A 19158-nucleotide genomic window follows, 5' to 3' on the forward strand; every position below is an offset into this window, starting at 1 on the left:
CGAACTCCCTCTGGACAAAGACTGGATCTAAAGCGTTGCGGGAAATGCGTTGGCGAGCGATGGGGCGAGCGGTGCGAGGCGCACGGCGGCGCCGCTCTCCAGTGCGCGCGTCTCGCCGATGCGCGCCTGGGAGATCTTGACGCCGGAGCCGTCGGCCGTCGTGACCTCGTGAACGACGGTGGCACCCAGCGGCAGCGACATGCCGACCACGCCGGCAAAGCCGGTCTCGTCGCCGACGAATTGCAGGTGCTCGGGCCGGATGCACACGGTGACGCGGCCGCCTTCGGTGAGGGCGCCTGCCGCGGGCCGCGCAATGATCTCCGCGCCGGCATCGAGGCGCACTTTTGCAGCGGTGCGGTCCGCCGATATCACGACACCGGGCATGCGGTTACTGGAGCCGACGAACGTGTTCACGAACAGGGTCTGCGGCCGGTCATAGACGTCCGACGGCGTTCCGAACTGCTCGAGCTTGCCATGGCTCAGCACCGCGACGCGGTCGGCCATCGACAACGCCTCTTCCTGGTCATGCGTCACGATCAGCGTGGTGATGCCGGAGACACGCTGCAGCCGCTTGACCTCGATCTGCATGTCGAGCCGCAAATTCTTGTCGAGCGCGGCAAAGGGCTCGTCGAGCAGCAGGATCGAGGGCTTGATCGCGAGCGCGCGGGCGAGCGCGACGCGCTGCTGCTGGCCGCCGGAGAGCTGCCGCGGCAGCCGCTCGGCCATCGCAGGCAGCTGCACCAGCTCCAGGAGGCGCTGTGCCTCGCGCTGGCGCGCGGCCTTGTCGACGCCGCGCGCGGCGAGGCCGTAGGAGACGTTCTCGCTGATCGACAGATGCGGGAACAGCGCGTAGTTCTGGAACACGATGCCGACGGCGCGGCGGTTCGGCGGCAGCGCATCGACAATGTCATCGCCGATGATGATGCGCCCCTGGCTCTGCGCGATGAAGCCGGCGATGATCCGCAATAGGGTGGTCTTGCCGCAGCCGGACGGGCCGAGCAGGGCGATGATCTCGCCGCCCTTGATGTCGAGATTGATGTTCTCGACCGCGAGCGCGCCACTCGGATAGCGGTGGGTGACCGCATCGACGACGAGCGAACGGCCGCCTTGCGCTTCAGCCATGATGTTGCCTCCCGTTGCCCGAAAGGAGAAAGCAAGTCTCGTGCCCGCGGCGCTCGCCTTTCGATGCGAGGTTTGGCATTGTGGGGCGATGACATCGAAGCCATCGATCTGCGACCTGTCTGCTGCAGCCCTTGCGCGCGCCATTGCCTCTGGGGAGCTCACCTCGCGCGATGTCGTCGAGGCGCACCTCGTGCGGATCGCGGATCAGGACCCGCAATTGGCGGCGTTCGTCACTGTCGATACCGAGGGTGCCCGCGATGCCGCGGACGTCTGCGACGCGGCACCCGCGCCGATCGGCCCGCTGCATGGCGTGCCCGTAGGGATCAAGGACCTTACCGATACCGCCGGGCTCACCACCACCTACGGATCGGTTCTGTTCCGCAACCACGTTCCGGCCGAGGACGATCTCGTCGTAGCGCGACTGCGGCGCGCCGGCGCCATCATTCTGGGCAAGACCAACACGCCGGAGTTTGGCTTTGGCGCGGTCTGCACCAACAGATTGTTGGGGCCGACGCGTAATCCGTTCGATCCCGCGCTGACCTCCGGTGGATCGTCCGGCGGCTCTGCCGTCGCGGTCGCAGCCGGCATGGTGCCGCTGGCGCACGGTACCGATTTCGGTGGCTCGATGCGCACGCCCGCCGGCTTCTGCGATGTCGCCTCCATCCGTCCGACGCCCGGCCGCATCCCGTCGCCGCGCCGCCCGCTCGGCTGGGATATGCTGGCGACCCACGGTTTTCTTGCCCGCGGCGTCGATGACCTCGCGCTCGCGCTGTCGGTCTGTGCTGGTGACGACGCGAAGGATCCGCTCTCGACCGGCGTTTGCAATGACGATCGGCCGCTCGCAGGACGCCCCCGGATCGCCGTCACGCCCGACTTTGGCGTTGCGCCGGTTTCGCGCGACGTTCGTACGCGTTTTGCCGCCGCCTGCGACGTCCTCGCCGGCGTTGCCGATCTGCTGCCGTTTTCGCCTGATTGCAGCGGTGCGATGGAGACCTTCCGCACGCTCCGCGCCGCACACATCGCCAACAGCTATGGCGAGCTGCTGCGGACGCGCCGCACCGAGCTCACACCTACCGTGATCTGGAACATCGAGGCGGGCGCAGAGCTTTCCGCCGAATATTATCTCAACGCCGAGCGCCGCCGCACCGCGATCTACCGCAGCTTTCGCGCGCTGTTCGCGCGTGCCGATTTCCTGATCGCGCCCGCAGCCTCGGTCTTCCCTTGGCCGAACGAGATCAGTGATGTCACCGCGATCGACGGCGTAGCGCTGGAGACGCCGATCGACTATCTCGCCGTCACCTTCATCGTGTCGCTGGTCGGCTTTCCGGTCCTGACCTTGCCGGTTCGGCGAGGGGAGAATGAGCTGCCCTTCGGCATCCAAATCATCGCGCCGCCGGGCTGCGAATCCCGCCTGTTTGCTTTCGGCCGTGCCATCGAAAACGAATTGGGATTTTCGCATCGCCGGACGAAGCTCCCCTAGCTGTCGCGATGCTCGAGCCGGGCGGCGAGCGCTCCGGGAAGGCCGATGGTGGGCTTTGCTGCGGGCCGGCGGTACGTGCCCGCGCTCGCCTTGCGCAGGCGTAGCGCATGAAGCGCTTCGGCTTGCTTCACCGAGGCGATCACCTGATCGACGACGGGGACGGGAATTCGGTCCGCAACGCGCTCGGCAAGGCCGGAGAGGGGCGCGCCGGCAAAAATCAGCACATCGGCCTCGTCATCGGCGATCGCGCGCTGGGCGAGTTCGACGAGCAGATCCTCCTTTTCGGTGCCGACCTCCGAAATCGCCTTGAACGGGGTATCGAGCGTGCGAATGCCGGCGCAGCGTTCCCACAGCCCGTGGGCGCGGACGCATTCCTCGTACCAGGGGCCCAGCGCCTGCGCGAAGGTGACGATCGCGAAGCGGCGCCCGGCCATACAGGCCGTCAGCATCGCCGCTTCCGCCATGCCGACCACGGGAATATCGAACGTCTCGCGTGCGGCGAACAGGCCGGGGTCGCCGAAGGCGGCGATGATCGCGGCATCCACCTTCATGTGCTGCTCGGCCAGCATCTCCAACGCAATGGCGCCGCCGATCTGCGCCTCGGTGCGCGTGGCGATATAGGGCACGCCGCGGGTCGCGGTGCAGGGGACCAGCTCAGTGCCGGGCGCCGCCGCGCGCTGTCCGACATCGGTCATTAATTGTGTGACCGCGGCACTAGTGTTGGGGTTGAGCAGCAGCAGCTTCATGGTCACGCCGCCGTCAGTTTGGGCTTGGGAGCAAGAGTCTCGAGCAGCGCGGTGCCGGTCTGGCGGACATGGGCGCCGAGTAGGCGTCCTGCGGCCTCGCTGTCTCGCGTCTCGAGGGCCGCGAGGATGCCGGCGTGCTCGTCGACCGAATTGCTCCAGCGCTTGTCGGCACCCAGCGCGAGATAGCGTGCGCGCTCGGCGCGGGAGATCAGAGTCTCGTGCGCCTCGCGCAGCGGCGTGTTGCGGGCCATGCGAACGATGGTGTTGTGGATTTCGCCATTGATGGCGAAGTACTCATCGAGCTTGCCGTTGCGGTGATGACCCTCCATCCGGGTCTGCAGCGTGCGCAGGCGGGCGAGGTCGCGTTCGGTCGCGCGCTCCGCAGCGAGCTCTGCGGCCAGCCGTTCGATGCCGGCGAGGGCCTCGAACAGTTCCGAGATGCCGGAGACTGCGATGTCGGCGATGCGCGGGCTGCGATTGGGGCGAAGCTCGATCAACCCTTCGGCCGCGAGTACCTTCATGGCCTCGCGCAGCGGCGTGCGCGACACGCCCAGCTCCTTCGACAGCCTGGTCTCCTGGGTCTGCGATCCCGGCGCCAGCTCGCCGCGAATGATCATCGTTCGCATCCGCGCGGCGGCGCGCTCGTGCAGGCCCATCCTCTTGAGTTTGTGCGACTTTCTGCCCTTCGGGGTTTCCGACTTCTGCTGCACGCGCGCCTCGTTGCTTCAGTTCATCCTAGCCGTTTCCGGCCCTTTGGCTTGCCCAAAATACCGACGCATGTAGCTGAAAACAATGGCATAGCGCGCAAATTGTATGCAGCATGCAGAATCCCCGTTGCGCTGCCGCGAAGGCCGACGGATGATCTCGCGAGACGCGCGAGATCTCGCGCCTTCGAAACGGAGTGAACGATGCGGACGAGTTTGCGCCTGGGCCTCGTGATGATGGCGGCGATGTTGGGGGCTGGCGATTTTGCCTCCGCGCAAGCCCCGAAGATCAAGCTCGGCTACGCCAAATGTGCGCACTGCTTGCCGATGTCGCTGATCCCGGGCATGGCCAAGGGCATCGAGGTCGAGGCCACCGGCTTCAACTCGGGCAATGACGTGCTCACCGCGCTGATCTCCAAGAGCATCGACGTCGCGCAGGTGACGTATCTCCATTACATCACCGCGCTCGATAAAGGTTTTGACGTCGTTGCCGTATCCGGCCAGATCAACGGCGGCTCTGAATGTCTCTCCTCCGCGAAGCTGAACCTTCCCCCTGAGGACTGGGCCACGTTCAAGGCGACCGCTCTGAAGGCGAAGAGCGACGGTCAGCCGCTGAAGGTCGCGGCGTCGCGCGGCAATGCGCAGGACATCCACATGCGCGGCGCATTCCTCAAGCAGGGCGTCGATCCCAACAAGGACATCCAGTTCATCAACATCCCCAATCCGTCCGACCATCTCGCGGCCCTGCAGCGCGGTGAGGTCGACATGATCTGCTCGGTCGAGCCGTTCGCCTCGCAGATCCGGCTTGCGGGCGCCGGCAAGCATTTTGTGCTGCCCTATGACCAGGCCGCCGGCAATCTCACCAATCTCATCGTTACCCGCTCCGACGTGATCGCCAGCCAACGCGCCGGTGTGCAGGGCGTCGTCAGCGCCGTGGTCGAGCTCGACAACAAGTTGATTGCCGACAAGGCGCCGTGGATCGAGGTCATCAACAAGCTCACCGGTCTTGACAAGAATGTGGCGACGGAAGCGCTGAAGAACGCTTCGCCCGATCCGGCGATCCATCGGTCGCAGACGCTCGCGATCGCCGCGATGATGCGCGACCTCAAATACATCTCGACGGACGTGTCCGCGGAAGCGGAGAAGAACATGGACTACTCGTTCCTGGCGCAAGCCACCGGAAAGGCCAAGAATGACCTCGGTTATTGACGTCTCGCCCGCAAGGACGGCCTTTAGGCTGACGCGGGCGTTCCAGGGGCTCGAACGCCTCGTCGTGCCCGCGTTGCTGGTCGCGGGCTGGGAGGCCTTTGCCCGCAGTGGCGTGCTGCCGCCCGCGCTGCTGCCGGCGCCGAGCGCGGTGCTGCATGCGCTAGGCGACTGGGTGTTCGGCTTCGACGAGACCACGCAGACCTATTCCGGGCACTGGCTGCGCGATGCGCTCGCCAGCGCGCTTCGCGTGTTCGGCGGCTTTGCGCTGGCGAGCCTCCTCGGCATCCTCGCCGGGGTCGCGATCGGCTGGTCGCGCCTGTTCGAGAAGACGCTGGAGCCGACGCTGCAGATGCTGCGCCCAATCCCGCCCGTGTCCTGGATTCCGCTCGCCATCATCTGGTTCGGCATCGCCGACAAGCCGGCGATCTTCCTCGTTTTCCTCGGTGCCTTCTTCCCCGTGCTAATGAACGCAATCCACGGCGTGAAGACCGTGGACCACAATCTCGTCCGTGCCGGTGCGATGATGGGCGCGAACGGGCGGCAGATGCTGACCGACATCGTGCTGCCGGCGGCGCTGCCCTCGATCTTCGCAGGCCTGCGCATCGCGGTCGGATCGGCCTGGATGCTGACGGTCACGGCCGAGATGGTCGCGGTGAAAAGCGGCCTCGGTTACGTCTTGTGGGATTCCTATTACTTCCTGCGCTACGACATCGTGCTGGCGGCGATGATCTCGATCGGGCTGCTCGGCTATCTCTCCGACCTCGGCATCAAGGCGATCATGGCGCGGACGCTGCGCTGGCAGCAGACGACCACGGTGCAGGGCAGGGCGGGCTGATGGCGGCTATCGAGCTTCGCAACATCGTAAAAGTGTTTTCCGACAAGCGGCGCGGCCGCGACCTGCTGACGCTGGACAACGTCAATCTCGACATCGAGGCCAATGATTTCGTCTGCCTGCTCGGCCCCTCCGGCTGCGGCAAGTCGACACTCCTGAACATCATCGCCGGCTTCGAACAGGCGACCTCCGGCCGGACGCTGGTCGATGGCAAGCAGGTGGAGCGGCCCGGCTCGGACCGCGGCGTGGTGTTCCAGCAGCCGACCCTGATGCCGTGGCTGACCGCGATCGACAATATCGCCTTCCACCTCAAGCTCAAGGGCGTCGGCAAGGCCGAGCGGCACCAGCGCGCCATGGAGTTCATCGATCTCGTCGGCTTGCGCGGCTTCGAGCATCATCATCCCTCCGAGATGTCCGGCGGCATGAACCAGCGCGTCGGCATCGCACGTGCGCTGCTGATGAACCCGAGCGTCATCCTGATGGATGAGCCGTTCGCGGCGCTGGACGCCCAGACCAAGCTCGAACTGCAGGAAGAGCTGGTCGCGATCTGGCAGAAACGGCGCTGCACCATCGTATTCGTCACCCACAGCGTCGACGAAGCGCTGGTGCTCGGCAACAAGATCGTGGTGATGACCAAGCGGCCGGGCCGGATCCGCGAGGCCGTCAATTTCGACCTGCCGCGCCCGCGCGACATCACCAGTCCCGAATTCAACGACGCAAAGCGCCACATCCTGTCCCTGATCCGGGAGGAGTCGACGCGCCTTGCGCAGGCGTCGTAAGGTACCGCCATGCGCAAACGTCTCGGCATGATCACGCCGTCCTCCAACTCGGTGCTCGAGCCCGTCACCAGCGCCATGCTGGCGGGTGTGAAGGGCGTTACCGCGCATTTCTCGCGTTTCCGCGTCACCGAGATTGCGCTCCACGCCGCGGCGCTGAACCAGTTCGACGCCTCGGTGATGCTGCCGGCGGCGGACCTGCTGGCGGACGCAAAAGTCGATGCCATCGCCTGGAACGGCACCTCGGCGAGCTGGCTCGGCATCGGCCGCGACAAGAGCCTTTGCGAAGCGATCACGGCGCGCACCGGCGTCCCGGCGACAACGTCCACGCTTGCATGCATCGATGCTGCCCGCGCACTCGGCGTCAAGCGCGTTGGCCTCGTTTCGCCCTACACCGACGACGTGCAGCGGCGAATCGGCGACGTCTGGGCCGAGGAGGGCATCGCGCCGCATGCCGAACGGCATCTCGGCCTCCGCGACAATTTTTCCTTCGGCGAGGTTGCGCCTGCGACCATCGCGGGCATGATCCGCGCGGTGGCAGCGGACGGCGCCGACGCGATCGTCATCCTCTGCACCAATCTCGACGGAGCCGCGCTTGCCGCCTCACTCGAACGGGAATTGAACATCGCCGTGCTGGATTCGGTGGCGGTGACGCTGTGGAGGACGCTGACGCTCGCCGGCGGCGACATCACAGCTCTTGTGCCGTGGGGCCAGATCTTCCAGACATCAGCGGTCATGAAGTAACGGAGACGCCTGTGACCCAGCTCGATCTTGTTATTCGCGGCGGCACTATCGTCACGGCCAGCGACGAGTTTAGCGCCGATATCGGCATTCGCGACGGGCGCATCGTCAGCATTGCCGATCATCTCGAGGGCGCAGCGCGCGAGATCGACGCGACGGGTCTGCTGGCACTGCCGGGCGGCATCGACAGCCACGTCCACATCTCCCAGCCCTCCGGTCCTGACGTGGTCATGGCCGACGACTTTGCCTCGGCGACGCGTGCGGCCGCGGCCGGCGGCAATACCATGGTGCTACCCTTCGCGCTCCAGGAGAAGGGCACGTCGCTCCGCACCTGCGTCGAGAACTATCGCAAGCTTGCCGAGGGCGAGTGCTATATCGACACCGCCTTCCACCTCATCATCTCCGACCCGACCGCGGTCGTGCTCGGGCAGGAGCTGCCGGCGCTGGTGAAGGACGGCTACACCTCGTTCAAGGTGTTCATGACCTATGACGATCTCGTGCTCAGCGACAAGCAACTGCTGGAGGTGTTCGACGTCGCGCGCCGCGAGGAGGCGCTGGTGATGGTCCATTGCGAGGGCTACGACGCCATTCGCTTCCTCACGACCAGGCTGGAGCGCGAAGGCCACATCGCGCCCTATTACCACGGCGTGTCGCGGCCCCAAGCCGTCGAACGCGAGGCCACGCATCGCGCCATCAGCCACGCCGAGGTGATCGGCGTTCCCATCATGATCGTGCACGTCTCAGGGCGCGAGGCGATGGAGCAGGTCCGCTGGGCGCAACAGCGCGGACTACCGGTTCATGCCGAGACCTGTCCGCAATACATCACGCTGACGGCCGACGACATGAAGGGCTTGAACATGGACATCACGGGCGCGAAATATGTCTGCTCGCCGCCGCCGCGCGATGCCGAAAGCCAGCAGGCCATCTGGGAAGGCATCACGACCGGTGTGTTCCAGACCTTCTCGTCCGACCACTGTCCGTTCCGTTACGATGACCCCAAGGGCAAGCTGACGCCGAACGCGCGCACCTCGTTCCGCTGGGTGCCGAACGGCATCCCCGGGGTCGAGACGCGGCTGCCGATCCTGTTCTCCGAGGGCGTCACGAAGGGACGTATCAGCTTGCAGAAATTCGTCGAGCTGACCGCGACCAATCACGCGCGCATCTACGGGCTCTACCCGCGCAAGGGCTCGATCGGTGTCGGCTTCGATGCGGACGTCGTGCTGTGGGATCCGAAGCTGACAAAGCCGATCCGGCAGGCCGATTTGCACCACGGTTCGGATTATACGCCCTGGGAGGGCTTTGATGTCACGGGTTGGCCCGTCACCACCATTGCCCGCGGCCGGGTCGTCTACGACCAAGGCAGGATCGTCGGCGACAAAGGCGCGGGCGAGGTGCTGAGCCGTGGCAAGTCGAGTCTGATCTGATCAGGCGCAGCCTGTTGTGCCGTGTCTGTCGTACAGCCGATCATACGGAACGGGATCGAGCGGAAGAACTGTCGAATGAGCATTCTCAACCGTGATCTCGCCGATGCGGCCCTGGATGGCACCCTTGTCCAATTTGGGTCGGCTATTCACCGTCTGTTGAAGCGCCGGATCAGCTGTGTCCAGCTCGGACCGATCTGCCTGGCCCTATGCCATGCGGGATCATTGTCGCTTCTCTTGTCCGGACCACTTTGTTGTTGCAGATGCGCGAGACGCCCATTCAGGCGAATGATATGTGCGCGCCACGCAAATTGCTGGTTCGAGTGCGCGAGGACATCTCCATGCTGCCGGTTCGATGAAAGAATAACCAATTGAATTCGCAAGCCTTTCTCTTTTCCGTGGCGCCCATGATGGATTGGAGCGAGAGTTCAATTTTTTCAATTGGTTAGATGGCTGCGTGTGCGCGGCGTGTGCACCGAGAGATCCACAAAAATCCAGTCATGATCATTGTGAGCGTACGTTTTGAAGAGCAGGGCCGCGGTTGTCGCAGCTCATTCCGTGGATTGAATGCGAGTGGTAACAGACAGCCGCAATCACCGGAATCCGTCCGCGCAATCGTGACCTGCTGTGCGCAACCGACCGTGCGCGAGACCGCACTTTCGGTAGAGCCGCTGTAGTGAGATGCCCGTTTCGCGGAGAGTGCGGACCCGGTTGCGGGGCTCGGGACTGCCTGGGGCACATCAAAAAAGTATCAGTTGCACATTGAAATGGTGGTGGCGTGCCTAGGTACCGGTCGCTACTCTCCCGACGAGAGGAAACGCTGAGCAAATTCAGCCGATAAGGGAACAGGGGCGGATCATTGCAAGCCGCACCGGCCCGAAGGGAGCGGACATGGAACCGGACCTGGAAGTTGTCCAGATACGGCGCGGCGAGTCGTTCAAGGCGTGGTCGCACGGCTACCCATTCCACACGGTCCGCTGGCATTTCCATCCCGAATACGAGCTCCATCAGGTTGTAGCCACCTGCGGTCGCTATTTCGTCGGTGACTTTATCGGCGAATTCGAGCCGGGCAATCTTGTTCTTACCGGCCCCAACCTGCCGCACAATTGGGTGAGCGATCTGCCGGCGGGGACCACCATTCCGCTGCGGGGACGCGTCCTCCAGTTCAGCGAAGAATTTCTAGGCGACCTGATAAAGGTCATGCCCGAGCTTTCGGGCCTTGCCTCGCTGCTGGAATTCTCCCGCCGCGGCGCGCTTTTCACCCGCAGCACGAGCGAAGCGGTCGCCCCACTCATGGAGGAGATCGTGACGGCGAACGGCGTGCGTCGGATCGAGCTGTTCTTGATGGTCTTGGGGACACTTAGTCGCGCGCGAAATGCGCGTCCGCTCTCCAGCCCGAAATATCTGCCGGACCCGTCTGGCTATATGTCTGCGGGCATGAACAAGGCACTCGCCTTCATCCGAAAAAACCTGACGCAGCCTTTCGGTGAAGCCGAGCTTGCGGCCATCGCCGGCCAGTCGCAGAGCGCGTTTTCGCGCTCCTTCCGCCGGCACACGGGCATGTCGCTGGTGCAATACGTCAAGCGCCTGCGCATCAATCTCGCCTGCCAGATCCTGATGAGCGACGAGCAGGCGTCCATCACCGACATCTGCTTCGAGGTCGGCTTCAACAATCTCTCCAATTTCAACCGGCAGTTCTTGGCCGAGAAAGGCATGCCGCCTTCGCGCTTTAGGCGATTGCTCGCGCAGAACATCAATACGGCACGCGCGGCCTAGCCGGCGAAAAGCAAAGGAGGAGACCACCACGGGAAGAATGACGCGGGCATGCCGATGGCAGCCCGCGACAGGAATTGCTTGTCCAGGAATTCCGCGCGGCTTCGGAGCACCGGCACTCATCGCCGCCGGGGACGGGAGCCGCGAAGGCCCATCTTCAAGGATCAACCACATCACTCTAGTTCTGGAAAGGAAAGTCCGAATGAAAAGGTTCTCCCCGAAACATACGGGCACACTGGCGCTGGCCCTCTCGCTGCTCGGCACAACGGCCATGTTCTCGCAGGCCGCAGAGGTGAAGGATGCGACCGTTGCCTTCCTGATGCCGGATCAGGCGTCCACCCGCTACGAACAACATGACTATCCGGGCTTCGCTGCGGAGATGAAGAAGCTCTGCGCAAGTTGCAAGGTGATCTACCAGAACGCCAGCGCAGATGCGGCGCGGCAGCAACAGCAATTCAACTCGGTGATCTCGCAGGGCGCCAAGGTCATTGTACTCGACCCCGTCGACTCGACCGCCGCGGCCTCCCTGGTCAAGATGGCACAGTCGCAGGGCATCAAGGTCATTGCCTATGACCGGCCGGTCCCCGACGCCAAGGTCGATTTCTACGTCTCCTTCGACAACGAAGCCATCGGCAAGGCCATCTCCGACTCGCTCATCAAGCATCTGAAGGCCGCCAACGTCACGGCGAAGGAAGGTGAGGGCGTGCTCGAAATCAATGGATCGCCGACCGATGCCGCCGCGGGGCTCATCAAGAAGGGCATCCACGAGGGTCTTGATAAGAGCGGCTATCCAATTCTTGCCGAATACGACACGCCGGACTGGGCGCCGCCGAAGGCGCAGCAGTGGGCGAGCGGCCAGATCACCCGCTTCGGCAAGAAGATCCTCGGCGTCGTGGCCGCCAATGATGGCACGGGCGGTGGCGCAATTGCCGCCTTCAAGGCCGCAGGCGTCGATCCGGTGCCGCCGGTGACGGGCAACGATGCGACGATTGCCGCGCTCCAGCTCGTCATCGCCGGCGATCAGTACAACACGATCTCCAAGCCCAGCGAGATCGTGGCCGCTGCGGCCGCCCAGGCGGCGGTGAAGTTCCTCTCCGGCGAGACGCCCAAGGCGGAAACCACGCTCTTCAATGCGCCATCGAAGCTGTTCGTGCCGGCGGTCGTCACTCAGGAGAACCTGAAGGCGGAGATCATCGACAAGAAGATCCAGACGGCCGATCAACTCTGCACGGGCCGCTATGCCGCCGGCTGTAAGAAGCTCGGCATCACGCAGTAACTGCGTTCGTCCCGGCCGCTCGCGGCGGCCGGGACGAACGACGAGAGGACGGACTGGGACATGACCACGATCTCGGATGTCGATCACGCGCAGGGTGGACCGCGCAAGCCGGTCTTGAGTCTTCGCGGAATTTCCAAGCATTTCGGCGCCGTGTCCGCCCTGACCAATGTCGATCTCGACGTGCATGCCGGCGAGGTCGTGGCGCTCGTGGGCGACAACGGTGCTGGAAAATCCACGCTGGTGAAGATCCTTGCCGGCGTGCACCAGCCCAGCTCTGGAACGATCGCCTTCGGCGGCGAGCCGGTCGTCCTGTCCGATCCGTCCACCGCGCTCGGCCTCGGCATCGCCACCGTTTTCCAGGATCTGGCGCTCTGCGAAAACCTCGATGTGGTCGCAAATATCTTCCTCGGCCGCGAGCTCAATCCGATGCGGCTCGACGAGGTCTCCATGGAGCTCCGCGCCTGGACGCTGCTCAACGAATTGTCGGCGCGGATCCCGAGCGTGCGCGAGCCGGTTGCGTCGCTCTCCGGCGGACAGCGCCAGACCGTGGCGATCGCGCGTTCGCTGCTCACCGAGCCGAAGCTCATCCTGCTCGACGAGCCCACCGCCGCACTTGGCGTCGCCCAGACCGCCGAGGTGCTGGACCTCGTCGAGCGCGTTCGCGCCCGCGGCCTCGGCGTCATCATGATCAGTCACAACATGGAGGACGTCCGCGCGGTCGCGGACCGAATCGTGGTGCTGCGCCTCGGCCGCAACAACGGCGAGTTCGAGCCCGACGCTTCCAACCAGGATCTCGTCACCGCGATCACCGGTGCTGACGAAAACTCGGTCTCGCGCCGCGCCAGCCGGCGCCGCGCCCATCAGTCGCCGGAGCTTGGCCGATGACCGACGACGCACAACGGGTTTCGATGACGCGGCCGCTCGATCGCAGTGACGAGCGCGTCAAGCACACGGACACATTTGGGAACATGTTCAGCGCGTTTGTGGATCGCGTGCGGTCGGGCGACCTCGGCTCGCTGCCGGTGGTCGTCGGGCTCATTGTCATCTGCACGGCGTTCGAGAGTCTCAACCCTGTTTTCCTGGCGCCGAACAACCTGGTCAATTTGCTGTTCGATTGTTCGACGGTGGGCGTGATCTCGCTGGGCATCGTCTGTATCCTGATGGTCGGCGAGATCGACCTCTCGGTCGGTTCGGTGAGCGGGTTCGCTTCGGCGCTGGTTGGCGTGCTTTGGGTCGGTCAGGATTGGCCGGTCGCCGTGGCGATCGTCACGGCGTTGGTGCTGGGCGCTGCCATCGGCGCGCTCTACGCATTTTTGTTCAATCGCCTGGGGATGCCGAGCTTCGTCTCGACCCTGGCCGGCCTGCTGGGGTGGCTCGGCCTGCAGCTGTATCTGCTCGGCTCCTCGGGCTCGATCAACCTTCCGTACGGATCGCCACTGGTCAATTTCGGGCAGATGCTCGTCATGCCGCCAATCGTGTCCTACGTGCTGGCGGCGGTTGCGAGCCTTGTGATGTTCGTGACCAGCTATCGCACAGCGTTGCGCCGGCGGCAGGCGGGGCTATCGGCCAGTTCGCTCGGCCGCATGGTGCTGAAGGCGCTGCTGGTCACCGTCATGCTCGAATTCGTCGTCTATTATCTCAATCTCGGCCGCGGCATTCCGTGGATGTTCGGTCTGTTCGTCGGCCTGTGCGTGGTCATGAACTACGCGTTGACGCGGACCAAATGGGGCCGTTCGATGTCTGCCGTCGGCGGCAATCGCGAGGCGGCCCGCCGGGCCGGCATCAATGTTCGCCGGGTCTATCTGACCGCGTTCGTGCTGTGCTCCACGCTGGCGGCGGCCGGCGGCATTCTTGCCGCGGCGCGGCTGGCATCTTCCAGCCAGCAGGCCGGGACCGGGGATGTAAATCTCAACGCGATCGCCGCCGCGGTCATCGGCGGCACGAGCCTGTTCGGCGGTCGCGGGAGCGCCTATTCCGCACTGCTCGGCGTCATCGTCATCCAGTCCATCGCGAGCGGCCTGACGCTGCTCGATCTCTCCTCGTCGCTACGGTACATGATTACGGGCGCGGTCCTTGCCATTGCGGTCATCGTCGATTCGCTGGCACGACGCTCACGCCTCTCCCATGGCCGAGCTTGAATAACTCGAACAAGAAAAGGACAAGCCTTGGCCCAGGAACTTGCAGGAAAAGTTGCCGCAATCACCGGCGCCGCATCGGGCATCGGTCTCGAGTGCGCCAGAGCTTTGATCGGCGCGGGTGCGCGGGTGGTGCTGATCGATCGGGCGGAGGAGGCGCTGAGCAAAGCCTGCGTCGAGCTGGGCGATCAGGCGATTCCGTTACGCATCGACCTCACCGATCCCGTGAGCATGCAAGCCATGATGCCTCAGTTGCTGGAGAAGGCGGGACAGCTGGACATCTTCCACGCGAACGCAGGCGCCTATGTCGGCGGCGAGGTGCTCGCCGGCGATCCCGACGCCTGGGATCGCATGCTCAATTTGAACATCAATGCGCTGTTCCGGTCGATTCATGCGGTGCTGCCGCACATGGTTGAGCGCAAGAGCGGCGACATCATCGTCACCAGTTCGATCGCCGGTCTTGTCCCTGTCGTCTGGGAGCCGATCTATACTGCGTCCAAGCACGCCGTGCAGGCTTTCGTGCATACCGTGCGCCGACAGGTCGCCAAATACGGTTTGCGCGTCGGTGCCGTTGCGCCAGGTCCGGTTGTGACCGCGCTTATCAAGGACTGGCCCAAAGAAAAGATCGAGGAAGAAATGGCGGCAGGTGGCTTGATGCAGCCGGTGGAGGTCGCAGAGGCGGTGCTTTTCATGTTGACGCGTCCGAGGAACGTCACCATCCGCGACCTCGTCATTCTGCCGCAGAGCAACGATCTGTAGCATTCTCCGATTGGCGATCCAGATGACGAAACAATCCGATGACCGCCATTTTCTTGGCATCGATGTCGGCACCGGCAGCGCACGGGCCGGCGTGTTCGACCGCTCCGGCAGGCTGATGGCGAGTGACAGCTCCCCCATCGCACTTTGGCGGGAGGCCGGCGACATCGTCGAGCACTCAAGCGAGGACATCTGGCGTGCCGTATGCCGCAGCGTGCGTGGCGCGGTGGCACAGGCCGGCATCGCGCCGGACAGCATCGCCGGCATCGGCTTCGATGCGACCTGCTCGCTGGTGGTGCTTGGCGAAGGGGGCGCGCCGCTGCCGGTCGGCCCGTCCGGCGATCCTGCTCGCAACGTCATCGTATGGATGGATCACCGCGCCGCCGATCAGGCGCGCCGGATCAACCAGACGGGCGAAAAAGTTCTCGATTATGTCGGCGGAACGATCTCACCCGAGATGGAGACGCCGAAACTTTTGTGGCTCGCCGAAAACATGCCCGACACGTTTTCCCGTGCGTGGCAGTTCATGGACTTGACCGATTTTCTTACCTGGCGCGCGACGGGGAGCCTGTCCCGCTCCATCTGTACCGTGACCTGCAAGTGGACCTATCTGGGTCATGAAAACCGCTGGGACGATCAATTCTTCCGCAGGGTCGGCCTCGGCGTGCTGGCGGACGAGCAGTTCCGCAGGATCGGCACCGAGATCGTGCCCGGCGGAACGAGGCTGGCGGCGGGCCTGACGGGGGAGGCTGCGGCCAATCTCGGACTCGCGACGGGTACGCCGGTCGCTGCCGGCCTCATCGATGCACATGCCGGCGGTGTTGGTACGGTGGGCGCGCGCGGCACGGCGGGCACGGTGCTGACGCGCATGGCCTATGTGTTCGGAACGTCCGCCTGTACCATGACGACCACGCCGGATCCGTCCTTCGTCCCCGGCGTGTGGGGACCCTATTTCTCCGCCATGGTGCCCGGGCTTTGGCTCAATGAAGGCGGGCAGTCGGCCGCCGGCGCTGCCATCGAACACCTGTTGCAGATGCATCCGCATTCCGCGCAAGCGACGCAGGCTGCACGCCAGAAGCAGCAGACGCTTGCCGATTGGCTTGCCTCGGAAACCGAATCCCGCGGCGGTGACGGAATGATTCCGCAATTGGTGGGCGAGGTTCACGTCGTTCCCGAATTCCTCGGCAATCGCGCGCCGTTCGCGGACCCTGCCGCGCGTGGGCTGATTGCCGGGCTCGATATGCGCTCGGATCTGGAGAGCCTGCTGGCGCTTTATCTTGCCGGGCTGTGCGGCCTCGGTTGCGGGGCCAGGCAGATCGTTCGCGCCCAGCAGGACAAGGGCATCGCGGTCGATACGATCGTGGTCAGCGGTGGCGCCGCAAAGAGCCGCCTTGTGCGGCAAGTCCTCGCCGATACGACGGGTTTGACGGTGGCTGCGTCGGCATCCCCGGAGGCCGTCCTGCTCGGCTCCGCGATGCTTGGATCAGTTGCATCGGGCGACCATGCCAATCTCGGCGAGGCGATGCAGGCGATGTCTGTTCTGGGAGACATCCATCAACCCCAGGCCGCTCTGGCGAATTGGGCCGATCGGCGCTTTGGAGCCTTCGAAGCGCTGCAGAAGGTCGGCCGGGCAATTCGAGGCGCTTCGTAGCCCCTTTACCGGCGGACCGAGCGTACCCAGGCACGGCTTGCATCCAACGTCGGCGCTGCCTGCGTAGGAGAGGACATTCGACCCTCTTTCATCATCTCGACACATATGTCATGATAAAAATACAAATGTATATCCCGGTCTTTTTGCCCGGCGAGGGAGGGCTGCCCATGGGTAGGAAAGTCGCATTCATTGCGGCCTTGTTCGGCGCGTTGGCATTGGTTGGTCCGGCGCAGGCACGGGTCGAGGTCCAGTGGTGGCACGCCATGAGTGGCGTCCTCGGCGACCGGCTCAATGAGCTGGTCGAGAAGTTCAACAAGTCGCAGGACAAGTACACGGTCGTCGCTGTCGCCAAGGGGAACTATGACGAGGTGACCAACGGGGTGATCGCCGCCTATCGTGCCAAGCGGCCGCCGGAGATGGTGCAGATCGCCGAGCGCGGTTACATGACGATGCTGCTTTCAGGGGCCATTGTCCCCGTGCAGGATTTGGTGGAGCAGAAGGGTTACAAGATCGACTTCTCGGACTTCATCAAACCCGTCGCAAGCTTCTGGAGCTACAAGGGCCGGATGTCGGCGATGCCCTTCAACTCGTCGACGCCGATCTTCTGGTACAACAAGGATCACTTCCAGAAGGCCGGCTTCGACAAGCCGGCCGACACCTGGCAGGAGCTGGAGAAGCAGCTCTACACCATCAAGTCCAAGGGAATCAGCGAGTGCGGCACGGTGCTGCCCGGCGATTTCTACTGGAGCCTGCTCGAGAACTACAGCGCCATCAACAACCAGCCCTACGGTACGCTAGCGAACGGCTTCGACGGGCTCGGCACCGAGTTCGTCTACAACAAGACGAAGGTGGTGTCGCAAGTCGCGCGGCTCAAGAAATGGCTCGACGACGGCGTGATGCAGATCGCGGGTCAGGGCTTCAGTCCGGAGCAATTGTTCACGTCGGGGCGGTGCTCCACCTTCGTCAATTCGACCGCCTCGCACGGCAACATCGAGCGCAATGCGACCATCAATTGGAGCGCCACCTTCCTCCCGCACGAGAGCGACATCAATCCGCCGCTCAACAGTACCATCGGGGGCGGGGCCATCTGGGTCATGAAGGGCCACACGCCGGAGCGATACGAGGCCGTCGCGGCCTTCCTGGATTTCGTCGCGCAGCCGGAAACCCAGGTCTGGTGGCATGGCGCAACCGGCTATGTTCCCGCCACTAATCGCGCCTATGCGCTCGCGCGGGAGCGGGGCTATTACAAGGATCATCCGACCAGGGAGATCGCGGTGCTGCAGCTCTCGCGCGGCACGCCGAACGAGAATTCGCGTGGCTTCCGCTTTGGCAACTTCGTGCAGACGATGCTGGCCCAGCGCCAGGAGGTCGAGGCGGTGTTTGCCGGTCAGAAGCAGCCGCAGCAGGCCATGGATGACGCAGTCAAGCGGGGTAACGAGATCCTGCGGCAGTTCGAAAAGCTGAATGCCGGGAAGACTCCGGAAACCGAGCGTCCATGACGTTGCGCCTGTCCATCCCGTGGCGCGAGGCACGCGCACCCATGCTTCAGGGAAGGCACGGGGGCGGTGGGTCCAAGGCCGTGCCGGCGGCAGTCGCCGGCGGCTCGCGTCGGTCGGGCAGAACGCGACCGCGTGAGGAGGCCGGACTGAAGCGCGCCAATTTCGGCGACGGTCCCGGCCTACCGACACTGCTCTTGCTGCCGCAATTGCTGATCCTGCTGTTCTTCTTCTTCATTCCGTCGCTGCGGGCGCTGATGCAGTCCGTTCTGCTCAGCGATCCATTCGGCACCAACGTTCAGTTCGTGTGGTTCGACAATTTCAAGACGCTGCTTGCGAGCAGCGACTACCGCCAGTCGATCACGGTGACGTTCTGGTTCACGGTGGCGCAGAATGTGCTCACGTTGGGCAGCGCGCTCGTGCTGGCCTTTGCCACCGACAGGATCGTGCGTGGCCGCTCCGCCTATCGCACCATCATCCTGCTGCCCTATGCCATTGCGCCCGCGATCGCCGGTATCCTGTGGGCCTTCCTGTTCAATCCGGCGGTCGGCCCGCTCGCACAGGTGCTGCACGGGCTCGGTATTGCATGGGACCCCAACCTCAATCCGGCCGATGCGCTGATCCTGGTGACGCTGGCCGCGTCATGGAAGCACATCTGCTACGACTATATCTTTCTGGTCGTGGGGTTGCTCGCGGTGCCGGTGTCCCTGATGGAGGCTGCCGCCGTGGACGGCGCGGGACCGATCCGCCGCTTCGTCTCGATCGCGTTGCCGATGCTCGGGCCCACCATCTTCTTCCTCACGGTGATGAATTTCATCTATGGCTTCTTCGAAACCTTCGCCATCATCGATGCCGTGACCAAGGGCGGCCCGGCCGGTGCAACCAACATTCTGGTCTACAAGGTCTTCGTCGACGGCTTCGTCAATCTCGATCTTGGCTCTTCGGCTGCACAGTCGGTTCTGTTGATGAGCTTTGCGCTGACCTGCACGCTGCTGCAATTCCGCTACTTCGACCGCAAGGTCAATTACGGGGTCTAGCCG

Annotated in this window: 17 protein-coding genes; 14 read left to right on the top strand and 3 right to left on the bottom strand. The window is 64.2% G+C overall.

Annotation, left to right across the window (positions count from 1 at the left end):
• Positions 1-27: 27 nt before the first annotated feature.
• Positions 28-1122 carry an ABC transporter ATP-binding protein gene (locus CV770_RS09425; RefSeq protein WP_104462114.1) on the bottom strand — a complete coding sequence of 365 codons (1095 nt, stop codon included), beginning with the start codon at positions 1120-1122 and terminating at the stop codon, positions 28-30.
• 88 nt (positions 1123-1210) lie between these two features.
• On the opposite strand from CV770_RS09425, the gene CV770_RS09430 reads away from it, so the two are divergent.
• The gene (locus tag CV770_RS09430; RefSeq protein WP_104462115.1) at positions 1211-2602 is read left to right on the top strand and encodes an amidase; all 1392 of its coding nucleotides are present in this window, start codon (positions 1211-1213) and stop codon (positions 2600-2602) included.
• Here the strand turns inward: CV770_RS09430 and CV770_RS09435 are convergent.
• Both CV770_RS09435 and CV770_RS09440 read right to left on the bottom strand, forming a co-directional pair.
• Positions 2599-3348: an aspartate/glutamate racemase family protein gene (locus CV770_RS09435; protein ID WP_201759778.1), complete on the bottom strand. Its 750-nt coding sequence runs from the start codon at positions 3346-3348 to the stop codon at positions 2599-2601. The genes CV770_RS09430 and CV770_RS09435 overlap by 4 nt on opposite strands.
• 2 nt (positions 3349-3350) lie before the next feature.
• Entirely contained in the window at positions 3351-3965 is a 615-nt protein-coding gene (locus CV770_RS09440; protein WP_245453711.1) for a GntR family transcriptional regulator, read from the bottom strand.
• Between the two features lie 291 nt (positions 3966-4256).
• Between CV770_RS09440 and CV770_RS09445 the strand changes: the two genes are divergently transcribed.
• The 13 genes from CV770_RS09445 to CV770_RS09505 all read left to right on the top strand — a co-directional run bounded on the left by CV770_RS09445 (position 4257) and on the right by CV770_RS09505 (position 19155).
• Positions 4257-5261 (top strand): ABC transporter substrate-binding protein, encoded by a 1005-nt coding sequence (locus tag CV770_RS09445; protein ID WP_104462118.1) that lies wholly within the window; start codon positions 4257-4259, stop codon positions 5259-5261.
• Positions 5245-6096, top strand: a complete 852-nt coding sequence (locus CV770_RS09450) for an ABC transporter permease (protein WP_091952295.1) — start codon at positions 5245-5247, stop codon at positions 6094-6096. The genes CV770_RS09445 and CV770_RS09450 overlap by 17 nt, the downstream gene beginning before the upstream one ends.
• Positions 6096-6872, top strand: a complete 777-nt coding sequence (locus CV770_RS09455; protein WP_104462119.1) for an ABC transporter ATP-binding protein — start codon at positions 6096-6098, stop codon at positions 6870-6872. Before CV770_RS09450 ends, CV770_RS09455 begins: the two co-directional genes overlap by 1 nt.
• A 9-nt stretch (positions 6873-6881) precedes the next feature.
• On the top strand, positions 6882-7613 hold the full coding sequence (locus tag CV770_RS09460; RefSeq protein WP_104462120.1) for a maleate cis-trans isomerase family protein: 732 nt from the start codon (positions 6882-6884) through the stop codon (positions 7611-7613).
• Positions 7614-7624: 11 nt separating this feature from the next.
• The gene (hydA, locus tag CV770_RS09465) at positions 7625-9034 is read left to right on the top strand and encodes a dihydropyrimidinase (protein ID WP_201759779.1); all 1410 of its coding nucleotides are present in this window, start codon (positions 7625-7627) and stop codon (positions 9032-9034) included.
• Between the two features lie 888 nt (positions 9035-9922).
• On the top strand, positions 9923-10807 hold the full coding sequence (locus tag CV770_RS09470) for an AraC family transcriptional regulator (RefSeq protein ID WP_104462122.1): 885 nt from the start codon (positions 9923-9925) through the stop codon (positions 10805-10807).
• A gap of 199 nt (positions 10808-11006) precedes the next feature.
• A complete protein-coding gene (locus CV770_RS09475) occupies positions 11007-12080 on the top strand; it encodes an ABC transporter substrate-binding protein (protein WP_104462123.1) in 1074 nt (357 codons plus the stop codon).
• Between the two features lie 60 nt (positions 12081-12140).
• Positions 12141-12965: an ATP-binding cassette domain-containing protein gene (locus tag CV770_RS09480; RefSeq protein WP_104462124.1), complete on the top strand. Its 825-nt coding sequence runs from the start codon at positions 12141-12143 to the stop codon at positions 12963-12965.
• Entirely contained in the window at positions 12962-14218 is a 1257-nt protein-coding gene (locus CV770_RS09485) for a sugar ABC transporter permease (protein WP_091952280.1), read from the top strand. The genes CV770_RS09480 and CV770_RS09485 overlap by 4 nt, the downstream gene beginning before the upstream one ends.
• 27 nt (positions 14219-14245) lie before the next feature.
• A complete protein-coding gene (locus CV770_RS09490) occupies positions 14246-14974 on the top strand; it encodes an SDR family oxidoreductase (RefSeq protein ID WP_091952277.1) in 729 nt (242 codons plus the stop codon).
• Between the two features lie 22 nt (positions 14975-14996).
• A complete protein-coding gene (locus CV770_RS09495) occupies positions 14997-16622 on the top strand; it encodes an FGGY-family carbohydrate kinase (RefSeq protein ID WP_104462158.1) in 1626 nt (541 codons plus the stop codon).
• Between the two features lie 167 nt (positions 16623-16789).
• Entirely contained in the window at positions 16790-18121 is a 1332-nt protein-coding gene (locus CV770_RS09500) for an extracellular solute-binding protein (protein WP_104462159.1), read from the top strand.
• 41 nt (positions 18122-18162) lie between these two features.
• Entirely contained in the window at positions 18163-19155 is a 993-nt protein-coding gene (locus CV770_RS09505) for an ABC transporter permease subunit (RefSeq protein ID WP_104462160.1), read from the top strand.
• Positions 19156-19158: the final 3 nt, after the last annotated feature.

It is taken from the genome of Bradyrhizobium sp. AC87j1 (assembly GCF_002936975.1).
GTDB lineage: Bacteria > Pseudomonadota > Alphaproteobacteria > Rhizobiales > Xanthobacteraceae > Bradyrhizobium > Bradyrhizobium shewense.